Genomic DNA, 2,083 nt, shown 5'->3' on the forward strand with positions numbered 1-2,083 from the left:
TAGGGAGGTTCCAAGCGAGGTCAAATCAGCGCCTTGTGGTTGTCACCCGCGCCCCGGGAAACTCCGTTGACCGCGTAGGACCACCGCGTGTAGACCCACCCCGGCCCGGCTGGCTCGACCTCCATATCGACAGAGAGTGTATCACCCGCGCGTAAGGCAATAGCGGTCGTAAACGGCGCTACAGTGCGCCCCCAGCACGTTTCGCTGTCGGGCGCACAGGACAGCGAAACGTTGGGGGTGAGGACTGCTGAGAACCACATCATGAGGCCATTTGCCACCGCATCGGCCTCGAAGACGAAGTCACACGATGCCGCATATCCACGGTCGGTGTCTGGCGCCCGCAACGTCGCGAGATCAAGACTCCACATCTCTTGGGCGGGACTCAGTACAGTGTCGGAACCTAAATGATGACGGCCGTAGTACAGCTCGTTTGCCGACATGTCGCGGATAAGATCAAGGTTGATACCGTAGGTTCGCGATGTGAAGAAGTCGAACTCGTCCGCGAGATACGGATCGAATGTCGGCGCAAGCCATGATGTGATCGCGGCTGGAATCAGCGTACCGCCGGGTTTGAGCCACTTATCGCGGACCGCGAGGAGGGGGCTCAGAAGATTTTCATCGATGGCAATGCCGCCGAGCCACTCACTGACGAGAACGTCGACCTTCCCATCCAGCTCAATCTCCGCAGCGTCCGCGAAGATGACGTCGATGGTCGTGTCAAGGCGATTATCAAGTACGAGCCGCCGGGCGATGTCGGCCATCCTCGTGCGTTCCACAGCGATCACCTTCGCCGCTCCGAGGCGCGCAGCGATCATGGCCAAAATCCCCGTACCCGTGCCCATATCGAGAACGATCGACTCTGAGGTGACGGCGTGGTGTAGAGCCCGCGCGAATGCGAACGTGCGTGAGGTGTCCCGTAGCATTGAGCGATGTGGGCGGAGCTGGCTGTAGTCGGTGGCAATTCCCATCGTTGTCACGCCTTTTCTAGGCTCGTCTTCCGCACGTGTATTCGGTGGGCGGATGGTGTGATTTTTTATTTGTCCGCTGTTCGCCTTGTTGGTGCCTGGAGGGCACTTTCTGGCAAAACTCGGTGCGACCGGTCACGGTGGGTGCGGATTATCGACGAGAGTCCGTCATCATGATCGAAAATAACGTCGGCCGGAGCATCGAAATCCCATGTGCGAAAGACCAGTCTAGAGAGGATAGCTACGGCATGCCTGTGCGGAGTATTACTCTGAGCAGATATGTTGAGCCCATCTTCCCCATACAGAAATCGGTATCCCGACATCGCGCATACTCAGGAGGACAGATTTCGCCCTGCTGACGAAATCCTTCCCTGAGAGGCCCAAAAAAGTGGCGAAACTGTCGCTTCGGCTTCCGTCCGGATCGTGGTCTAAATACGATACGAGCGCGGTCAGGTCCAAGTTTCCCACAAGAATTCTACCGTCAAAACGAATCTCGCATTCGCCTGTCTGGTGGACTAGTACTCGGACGGCGAGACCTCCGTCGGCGAATGTCAGCATCGATATCCTCCCAAAGACTACTCATTCGGCGCGGCCTATTCGCGGGCAGGCAGTGTCTGGCCCATCGATACGGCCTGTTCGGGTGAGAGCGCGTGCCCGCGAACCTCCTCCACATATTGTGACTATCCCGCAGGCGCGGCAGTCTTCGCAGAGATCTTTCAGGGTCAACTCGCGGAGGCGCCCGAGCGGTTCTGAGTATCGCCAGATGTCGGCAAGAGGCCGGTCCATTATATTTCCGCAGAGCGCCGAACGATCGCGGCTCATGAGCGTGACCGGGAAGACATCCCCATTTGCCACTACATTAAGATCAATAATTCCGCTGGGGTCCCCAAGCGAACCAGTAGCGAGATACACCGGCTCCCGAAGAGGCGCTTGGTAGCCCCATGCTGCCTCGGCCTCGGCGATGTCGACCCCAGCGTCTATGAGTGGGAGATAGAACTCCCACGGCGCTGGAACGGAAAGTGCAAGATAGGGGAGATCGCCGCCCATCTTTGCTTTTGTCAACGCTACCATCATCTCGGCCCATTCGGGATAGGGGAACTCCATTTCGGCAACGTGCT

2 protein-coding genes are annotated in these 2,083 nt (G+C 58.1%); both read right to left on the reverse strand.

What is annotated here, in order from left to right:
- Positions 1–20 precede the first annotated feature (20 nt).
- Positions 21–968 carry a 50S ribosomal protein L11 methyltransferase gene (locus MJ783_RS20455; RefSeq protein ID WP_239312809.1) on the reverse strand — a complete coding sequence of 316 codons (948 nt, stop codon included), beginning with the start codon at positions 966–968 and terminating at the stop codon, positions 21–23.
- A gap of 576 nt (positions 969–1,544) precedes the next feature.
- Positions 1,545–2,083 (reverse strand): SPASM domain-containing protein (locus tag MJ783_RS20460; protein ID WP_239312803.1); only part of this gene is annotated, 539 nt, incomplete at its 5' end.

This window comes from Protofrankia sp. Cj3, assembly GCF_917627355.1.
In the GTDB taxonomy this organism is placed as follows: Bacteria; Actinomycetota; Actinomycetes; order Frankiales; family Frankiaceae; genus Protofrankia.

What these genes read in the sequence shown, in the direction of transcription:
- MJ783_RS20455 (WP_239312809.1), bottom strand. Translation starts at nt 968, where the DNA reads ATGGGAATTGCCACCGACTACAGCCAGCTCCGCCCACATCGCTCAATG.